The sequence below is a fragment of the Pseudoalteromonas sp. ESRF-bin5 genome, from assembly GCF_002632075.1.
Lineage (GTDB): Bacteria > Pseudomonadota > Gammaproteobacteria > Enterobacterales > Alteromonadaceae > Pseudoalteromonas > Pseudoalteromonas marina.
This window is the reverse complement of the sequence record NZ_NTLW01000142.1, coordinates 1-8,741: the sequence shown is the minus strand read 5'-3', so window position 1 is coordinate 8,741 and position 8,741 is coordinate 1. Positions and strand designations below refer to the sequence as shown.

Annotated in this window: 8 protein-coding genes; 4 read left to right on the top strand and 4 right to left on the bottom strand. The window is 40.0% G+C overall.

What is annotated here, in order from left to right:
• Positions 1-374 (bottom strand): GspH/FimT family pseudopilin (locus BCG07_RS07885; protein WP_286889694.1); only part of this gene is annotated, 374 nt, incomplete at its 3' end.
• A 78-nt stretch (positions 375-452) separates the two neighbouring features.
• A complete protein-coding gene (locus tag BCG07_RS07880) occupies positions 453-1,004 on the bottom strand; it encodes a GspH/FimT family pseudopilin (RefSeq protein ID WP_286889692.1) in 552 nt (183 codons plus the stop codon).
• A gap of 159 nt (positions 1,005-1,163) precedes the next feature.
• On the opposite strand from BCG07_RS07880, the gene glnB reads away from it, so the two are divergent.
• Positions 1,164-1,502 carry a nitrogen regulatory protein P-II gene (gene glnB / locus BCG07_RS07875; protein WP_006792790.1) on the top strand — a complete coding sequence of 113 codons (339 nt, stop codon included), beginning with the start codon at positions 1,164-1,166 and terminating at the stop codon, positions 1,500-1,502.
• Between the two features lie 56 nt (positions 1,503-1,558).
• On the opposite strand, the gene BCG07_RS07870 is transcribed toward glnB, so the two are convergent.
• Positions 1,559-2,323 (bottom strand): outer membrane protein assembly factor BamD, encoded by a 765-nt coding sequence (locus BCG07_RS07870; protein ID WP_006792791.1) that lies wholly within the window; start codon positions 2,321-2,323, stop codon positions 1,559-1,561.
• 141 nt (positions 2,324-2,464) lie between these two features.
• Here BCG07_RS07870 and rluD point away from each other — a divergent pair, with 141 nt between their 5' ends.
• From rluD to clpB, 3 genes are all read left to right on the top strand, one after another.
• Complete coding sequence (gene rluD, locus BCG07_RS07865; RefSeq protein ID WP_286889690.1) at positions 2,465-3,442, top strand: 23S rRNA pseudouridine(1911/1915/1917) synthase RluD; 978 nt, start codon at positions 2,465-2,467, stop codon at positions 3,440-3,442.
• Entirely contained in the window at positions 3,442-4,173 is a 732-nt protein-coding gene (gene pgeF, locus BCG07_RS07860; RefSeq protein WP_286889688.1) for a peptidoglycan editing factor PgeF, read from the top strand. Before rluD ends, pgeF begins: the two co-directional genes overlap by 1 nt.
• Positions 4,174-4,270: 97 nt before the next feature.
• Positions 4,271-6,847 (top strand): ATP-dependent chaperone ClpB, encoded by a 2,577-nt coding sequence (gene clpB / locus BCG07_RS07855; RefSeq protein ID WP_006792794.1) that lies wholly within the window; start codon positions 4,271-4,273, stop codon positions 6,845-6,847.
• A 64-nt stretch (positions 6,848-6,911) separates the two neighbouring features.
• On the opposite strand, the gene BCG07_RS07850 is transcribed toward clpB, so the two are convergent.
• A complete protein-coding gene (locus tag BCG07_RS07850) occupies positions 6,912-8,459 on the bottom strand; it encodes a methyl-accepting chemotaxis protein (protein WP_286889695.1) in 1,548 nt (515 codons plus the stop codon).
• Between the last annotated feature and the right edge of the window lie 282 nt (positions 8,460-8,741).

Genomic DNA, 8,741 nt, shown 5'->3' with positions numbered 1-8,741 from the left:
ATTGCAGTGCGAGGGTATTCAAGCGCATCAGCCTCATTTATTCTTTCAAAAGTACTAAGTAACAATTCATCGTCATCTAATGTTGTTGATTTATCTAGATCGATAAACAAAGACATTTGACCATCCCATTCATCTTTTGAGCATTCGCCTTCGTTTAACGAGCAAAGCGTAACGTAAGTACTATTTTCAATTGCGTAAAGTCGACCATAATTAATAGTTCGATGCAGAAGGTTAACGTGGTTCTCTAGCCGGTTTTTTGCTAGAAAATCTGGGTAGTACCACATAGATATTTGACTGATAATGCTTACAACAGCGAGTGTAAGCATTAGTTCAAGAAGCGTGATCCCTTTACATTTCGATATTGATAACCTCATCCCTGAAGTCCTAAATTAATTATCTTTTAATTTAGTTTAGTAAATGAATAAAATATGACAAGCTAAATTGGTTGTTTTTTAATCGCAAGTTTTTGCACTATCACCTAAATAAAACGCCGTACCTGATTGAGAAACGCTGAGGGCTTTATTGTTATCTGTGCCGTTGTTAGGACAAAAAACAAACTCTCCTGGGTTTGTTGTAATTCGGCCACTGGTATTAAACCGTAGCCGCCTCGAGTTACCTGTAAATTTGATTTTATCTTCCAGGCTAATTTTTTCCATTACGCGCAATAATGAGTCGGTAGATTTGTTGTAGTGGCCACTGTTATCTGAGTCGATAAAAACAACAATAATTTTATTATCATCCCATTTTTTCTTGCAGTCGAAGGTATCTTCAATATTTTTTACTCTACCATGTTGGGCTGCGCATATAACAACTATTTCATCGGTGCTTGCAGCTTGAGAACGCGCGTAGCTAATGTTTCTTTTCAGCTCAAGTAAAAAATTTTCAGCACGGTTTTCTTCTAACATGTCGCTACTATTCCAAAAAGCGATAGACGCTATAATGCCAACAATTGCGACGGTTACCATTAATTCTAAAAGTGTGAATCCTGATTGTTTAATTTTCATAACGATCTCATTTACAGCTAATTTTTGTATTGCGATTCTTATATGGACAAAATTATATCATGGCTGATTAATTTATCACCGTAATTCAATTGCTTTGTTTGCTATGAACCTTATGATTGTCTAAAATCGTGGCATCTAAGGCTTTAAAAAGTAATTAATATGAAAAAAATAGAAGCAATTATAAAACCGTTTAAACTTGATGATGTACGCGAGGCGCTGTCAGAGGTGGGCATTAACGGCATGACCGTGAGTGAAGTAAAAGGCTTTGGTCGTCAAAAAGGGCACACTGAGCTTTATCGTGGTGCTGAATATATGGTTGATTTTTTGCCAAAAGTGAAGCTTGATATAGTACTTGCTGACGAAAGTGTAGATCGCGCGATTGAAGTTATTGTTAAAACTGCACAAACCGGAAAAATTGGTGACGGTAAAATATTTGTCACTGAGGTTGAGCGTGTAGTTCGTATTCGTACCGCTGAGGAAGATGAAGACGCAATCTAATTTAAGCTTAAATAGCTTAGGCAGTAAAAAGGCGCTTTAAAGCGCCTTTTTTGTATTTACTGTGTTCTTTTATTCAGCGCTTGTGCTTTTTTAGCGTTTTGACTTAATTCGGTTAAACCTAATTTTTCATAGCTTTTTTGCATCATATCAAGGGCTGCGTTTAAGTAACTACTTTGTGAGTAGTGTTCAACAACAAATTTACCACGGTTAGCAGCTGCTAAGTACGCTTCGCGCTCATAGTAGTATGTAGCTACTTTTAGCTCGTAACGTGCCATACGGTTTAATAACCATACTAAGCGACGTTTTGCTTCTGGTGCGTAACCGCTTTGTGGAAAACGTTTTACAAGCGTTGATAAATCAGTAAAAGCAACGCGGGTTCTGTTCGCATCCCTGTCTGCTCTATCAATACCAAAATATTCTTGGAACGCGTTTTTGTCTGCTTTAATATTTACCAAACCACGCATGTAATACATGTAATCTAGATCTTTATGATTTGGATTCAAACGGATAAAACGGTCAATGGTTGCTAATGCTTGTTCAGTGTTACCCGACTGGTAATGAGCATACACTAAATCCATTTGCACTTGTTTTGAGAATGGCCCAAATGGGTAGCGCGAATCAATCGCTGATAAAAGCTCAATTGCACGGGCATATAAGCCTGAATCTAGTGTTTCTTTTGCATCTTCGTATAAAGCTTGTGCTGATCTATTTGGTACACGTTGAATGTCTTCTTGGTCAGGTGCTGACGAACAGGCACCTAAACTAAGTACCGAAACTGAAAAAACGATGGCAAATGCACGTTTCCCTATTTTATTTATCATTTTATTTGTTACCTTCGATGTCTTCGGCTAGGCCAAGTCGGTAAAACCGAGTAAACTATACGTATTATATTATGCTTTTATTAAAAGCGATTCTAACCCAGTCGAGCAAAGCTTGCACTGGTAAATTGGGTAAAGTTACGAATGACAGAGCAAATTTCTCTTCAAGCCGAGGTTCCAACCGACTTAGGTGGTAAACGTCTAGACCAAGTATTAGCGCAATTGTTCCCTGATTATTCACGTTCACGTATAAAAACTTGGATTTTGGATGATAAAATCACCGTTGATGGCGAAATATTAAACACACCGCGTACAAAACTGTTAGGCGGTGAAGTGTTAAATGTTGAAACAACCATTGAAGCACCGCGTGAATACCTTGCACAAAATATCGACTTAAACATTGTTTATGAAGATGACCATATTTTAGTTATTAATAAACCTATGGGATTAGTGGTTCATCCTGGTGCTGGTAACCCAGATGGCACAGTGCTTAACGCATTATTACACCATTACCCTGACATTATTAATGTGCCACGAGCAGGTATTGTGCACCGCTTAGATAAAGATACAACAGGGTTAATGGTTGTTGCTAAAACAATTCAGGCGCAAACACACCTTGTTAAGGCACTACAAAAGCGTGAAAACTTCACTCGTGAATACGAAGCGCTTTGTAACGGCACTATGACAGCGGGTGGTATGGTTGAAAAACCAATTGGTCGTCATGCAACACAGCGTACTCATATGGCTGTGCATGAAATGGGTAAGCCTGCTATTACTCATTACCGTGTTGCTGAAAAATTTCGTGCGCATACGCGTTTGCGCTTGCGTTTAGAAACAGGCCGTACACACCAAATTCGTGTGCACATGGCTTATTTAAACCACCCACTTATTGGTGATCAGTCATACAACGGTCGCCCGCGTCCACCAAAGGGTGCAACACCGCAATTGTTTGAACTGCTTAGAAGTTTTAAACGCCAAGCGTTACATGCGGTAAAACTAAGTATTGCGCATCCGATTACGGGCGAAATGATGACGTGGCAAGCACCTATCCCAGATGATATGGTAGAAATGACGTTAGCACTTCGTGAAGATACTCAGGCTAACCCAGATATCGATAAATAATGCAGTTGCTATCAGCAACATGGCAAAGCCTTCACAATGTGGGTACTCTCAGTACCACACGTGAAGGCGGCGTATCAAAGGCACCCTATAACGGTTTAAATTTGGGGCTTCATGTTAATGATAGCCAAGCTGACGTTTTAAAAAATCGCTCAGTATTAAATAACTTCCTTCCAAATCCAGCTATCTGGCTAAATCAAATTCACAGCGCAGATGTAATTACAGTTGATCAGCAGTTTGATTTTAATAAATTACATAATGCCGATGCACTCTATACGCGCCTAGTTGACCAACCTTTGGCTATAATGACTGCCGATTGCCTACCTATATTGCTTGCAAGTAATGATGGGACTGAGGTAGCGGCTATTCATGGTGGCTGGCGAGGGTTAAAGCAAGGCATTATTCAAAATACACTTAAATGCTTCAACGCTAAACCAGAAAATATATATGCTTGGCTTGGTCCGGCAATAGGGCCTGATCAGTTTGAGGTTGGTGTAGAGGTTTTTGAAGCATTTAATAGTCAATCGCCTTTATTCTCAGATGCATTCAAGCCGCACCTCAATAACAAGTATTATGCTGATATATACGGTATAGCGCGTATTTTATTATCACAGCTAGGGGTAATAACTATTGCTGGTGGTGAGTACTGCACAGTTTCTCAATCACATTTATTTTTCTCTTTTAGAAGAGATGGGCAAACAGGGCGAATGGCTAGTTTGATCTGGCGCAAGTAATTAATCATTTAGTGAATATATTTTCTTTCGTACCTTGAACAAATCGTGCAACATACCCATTTATTAATCAATTAGATTTTTTAATAGGTAACCCCTCATGCGTTTAGATAGATTTACAAGTAAATTTCAATCTGCGCTTTCTGATGCGCAATCACTTGCCCTTGGCCGTGATCATCAATTTATTGAACCCGTTCACCTAATGTATGCACTCCTCCAACAGAGTGGTTCAAGCGTTCGTGCCTTGTTTGCTCAAACAGGTGTAAGTGCAGACGAGCTTAATACAAAGTTATCACAAGAAATAGAAAAGCTATTCAAAGTTGAAGGCGTTGGGGGCGATGTACAGTTATCTAATAATATGGCTACGCTTATAAATTTATGTGATAAGTACGCTCAAAAGCGCAAAGATAAATTTATTTCTAGTGAGTTATTTGTTCTTGCTGCGTGCGATGACAAAGGCCCGCTTGGGGATATTTTGAGATCGCTTAATATCACTGCAACAAAAATAGAAAGCGCCATAAAAGCAATCCGTGGGGGTCAAAAAGTTGATGATCCGAATGCGGAAGAAACGCGCCAAGCTTTAGAAAAGTATACAATTGATTTAACCGAGCGTGCAGAGCAAGGCAAGCTTGACCCCGTTATAGGTCGAGACGACGAAATACGCCGTACCATCCAGGTATTACAGCGCAGAACTAAAAACAACCCGGTACTTATTGGCGAGCCTGGAGTGGGTAAAACCGCCATAGCAGAAGGCTTAGCGCAGCGTATTATTAATGGTGAAGTACCAGAGGGATTAAAAAATAAACGTGTACTGTCACTTGATTTAGGAGCCTTGGTTGCTGGTGCTAAATTTAGAGGTGAATTTGAAGAGCGTTTAAAATCGGTTTTAAACGAGTTGGCAAAAGAAGAAGGTCAAGTCATCTTATTTATTGATGAAATTCATACCATTGTAGGTGCAGGTAAAAGCGATGGCGCAATGGATGCAGGCAATATGCTCAAGCCAGCACTCGCTCGTGGCGAGTTGCATTGTGTAGGGGCAACCACACTAGATGAATACCGTAAATACATAGAAAAAGATGCAGCCCTTGAGCGCCGTTTTCAAAAAGTATTAATCGAAGAGCCTTCAGTTGAAGACACTATTGCAATATTACGTGGTTTAAAAGAACGTTATGAGCTGCATCACTCAGTTGAAATAACCGACCCTGCAATTGTTGCTGCCGCACAACTCTCGCATCGCTATATTAGCGACCGCCAGCTTCCCGATAAAGCAATAGATTTAATTGATGAAGCAGGTTCTTCTATTCGTTTGCAAATCGATTCGAAGCCTGAATCATTGGACAAGCTTGAGCGCCGCATTATTCAGTTAAAACTTGAAGATAATGCTCTCGCTAAAGAAAAAGATGAGGCGAGTCAAAAACGCCGCAGTGAAATGCAAGAACTTATAACCGATCTTGACGGCCAATACCGCGAACTCGATGAAATTTGGAATGCAGAAAAAGCATCACTGCAAGGTACGCAAGTAATTAAAGCTGAGCTTGAGCAAGCTCGGCTCGACTTAGACGTTGCTCGCAGAGCAAGTGATTTACAGCGCATGTCTGAGTTGCAATATGGTCGTATCCCCGAGCTTGAACGCAAATTAGACTTAGCGTCACAAGCCGAAATGCAAGACATGACACTGCTTAAAAACCAAGTAGGCGAAGATGAAATTGCAGAGATACTCTCTCGTTGGACTGGTATTCCAGTGTCACGCATGCTGCAAGGTGAACGTGAAAAACTGCTGCAAATGGAAGATAGATTGCACAGTAAGGTAATAGGGCAAGACGAGGCCGTTGTTGCGGTGTCTAACGCTATTCGTCGCTCCCGAGCTGGGCTTGCTGATCCAAACCGACCGATTGGCTCATTTTTGTTTTTAGGGCCAACAGGCGTAGGTAAAACAGAGCTTACCAAAGCCCTTGCTGGGTTTATGTTTGACACAGAAGATGCCATGGTGCGCATCGATATGTCTGAGTTTATGGAAAAACATTCTGTTGCCCGTTTAGTAGGTGCGCCTCCTGGGTACGTAGGGTATGAAGAAGGGGGCTACTTAACAGAAGCTGTTCGCCGTAAGCCATACTCGGTCATATTGCTTGATGAAATAGAAAAAGCACACCCTGATGTGTTTAATATTTTATTACAAGTGCTTGATGATGGTAGGTTAACCGACGGACAAGGGCGTACTGTTGATTTTAAAAATACCGTGATCATCATGACCTCAAATTTAGGTTCAGATATTATTCAAGAGCAGGCGGGTAATAATGATTACGCAACACTTAAATCAAAAGTAATGGATGTATTGATCAGTGAATTCAGACCTGAGTTTATAAACCGCATTGACGAAACCGTGGTATTTCATCCGCTAGCGAATCAGCACATTAAAGAAATTGCTGATATTCAGTTAATGAAGTTACGTGAACGTTTAACTGAGATGGGGTACTTACTAGAAATTAGCGATGCGGCGCTCGATACTATTGCTGCAAGTGGGTTTGATCCTGTATACGGCGCACGTCCATTAAAGCGGGCCATTCAACAAACAATTGAAAATCCGTTGGCGCAAAAGTTACTTAATGGTGATTATATTCCGGGATGTGTCATTGTTATTGATGCTGGCAGTGATGGGTTAGTATTTACTAGCCGGTAAATAATTATAAAAACCGCTTAGTTGCCTATCTCCTGAAACTAAGCGGTTTTTCAACCTATAATGTTTATACTTTAAAAGTTAATAGCAAGTCATTTACTTTTCGTGAGCCTTCAACCAGTTCTGCTGCACCTTTAGCTACTTCAAAGCTTAAACTCAAATTGTTATCGCCAAAGGCTTTAATATCAGTCACATTGTTGCTGATATCGTTACTCACCATTTGTTGCTCTTCTGCTGCAGACGATATTTGAATGGCTAAATGCGATATTTCACTAATTTGAGAAAAGATACCTTCTAGCTCCACTTGCGTTTTTTCTGTGGTACTAACGCAATTATCGGCTTGCTCTTTTGTGTCTTGCATCACTTTTGACCAGCTAAATAAAGTATCTTGTATTTCTTTTATTGAGCTGTGAATTTGTGTTGTAGCACTTTGTGTACGAGACGATAAAGTTCTTACTTCATCGGCAACGACAGCAAACCCTCTGCCATGCTCACCCGCTCTAGCTGCTTCTATTGCTGCGTTAAGTGCAAGTAGGTTTGTTTGATCTGCAATACCTTCTATTTCACTCATTACCTGACCAATCTTATCAGCTTCTGAGGCCAAGCTACTTGCGGTGGTTGCTGCATGCTCAACTTGCACTGCTAGTTCAGAAATCATATTACTATTATCAGCAATGTGTATTTTGATTTCAGAGCAACTGCTATGCGTTGCGTTTACTTTATCTGCCGTTTCAGCTGTGTTTACTGAAATTTCGCCAATGGTCGATCCCATTTGAGTCATCGCAGATGCAATCTGTTCCAAGCGCTCACCCTGAGAAGCAATTCCTTGCTCTGTAAGTGTTGATTGTTTGTCTAAATTAGTCGCAATACTATTAAAATTAAGAGTTGAATCTTTCATTCGCCCAAGAACAGTTCGCAACTTGGCATTTAGCAGTTGTTCTTTGAAGTCACTAACGCTGTGGGCTGTGGTACCGCTGTATATATAGCGAGAAACAGAGTCCGATTTAGCTTTATGCTCGCGCAATATTTTTGGGGTTGCAACAAGCTCATCGTAATTTAGGGCGATTACCAATATACAAACAATAACGTTAAGTAAAGTAATGGCCATTGGGGCAAATACTGCAGAGCTTATCAACCAAAGTAAGACACATGCGATGGTGATACCCTGCCTTACTCCGGTTTGTTCGCGAATACTAAATAATGATTTATTAGCATTAAGGGTGTTGTATAAGCTTTGCGCTTTGTTTTTGAGCGTTTGGCTCGGTTTTGTTCTTACTGATTGGTAGCCAACCAGCTGGCCATGTTCAAAAATTGGCGTAACAAAAGCGTCAACCCAATAGTAACGGCCATCTTTACAGCGGTTTTTGACCATGCCGCGCCAAGAATGACCTTGTTTTAATGTTTCCCACATTTCTTTGAAAGCCGCTTTGGGCATATCTGGATGGCGAACTATATTATGATTTTTGCCAACAAGCTCTTGTATTGAGTAACCAGCAACTGTACAAAATTCTGTATTAGCGTAGGTAATAACACCGCGTAAATCGGTTGTTGAAACAAGCTCTTGTGACTCATCAAAATGAACTTCTTCATTAATTAATGTTTTATTACTGTGCATTGCATTCACTATCATCCTTTTTAATTAACTGAAGTATATTCAGTTATTTACACAAAGCAAAATTAAAGCTCGATTATGTTTATATTGACGATGAATTGAATGCTTTATTGATCTATATCAAGATTTCTGTGGTTAATAACGTCAGCGAAATAAAATTGAATTCTTTAATCGAAATAACAGGTCTCCTATCCGCATTGGTTTAATGCTTCATTGCATACCGTGTTATTAGTAAATACCTTCGTAAAGCAATTGTATAAAGTAAATAGCAATGGCAAGATTACA

Bases quoted from the DNA above. Each gene is read 5' to 3' on its own strand.
- BCG07_RS07880 (WP_286889692.1), bottom strand. From the start codon at position 1,004: ATGAAAATTAAACAATCAGGATTCACACTTTTAGAATTAATGGTAACC.
- glnB (WP_006792790.1), top strand. From the start codon at position 1,164: ATGAAAAAAATAGAAGCAATTATAAAACCGTTTAAACTTGATGATGTA.
- BCG07_RS07870 (WP_006792791.1), bottom strand. From the start codon at position 2,323: ATGATAAATAAAATAGGGAAACGTGCATTTGCCATCGTTTTTTCAGTT.
- rluD (WP_286889690.1), top strand. From the start codon at position 2,465: ATGACAGAGCAAATTTCTCTTCAAGCCGAGGTTCCAACCGACTTAGGT.
- pgeF (WP_286889688.1), top strand. From the start codon at position 3,442: ATGCAGTTGCTATCAGCAACATGGCAAAGCCTTCACAATGTGGGTACT.
- clpB (WP_006792794.1), top strand. From the start codon at position 4,271: ATGCGTTTAGATAGATTTACAAGTAAATTTCAATCTGCGCTTTCTGAT.
- BCG07_RS07850 (WP_286889695.1), bottom strand. From the start codon at position 8,459: ATGCACAGTAATAAAACATTAATTAATGAAGAAGTTCATTTTGATGAG.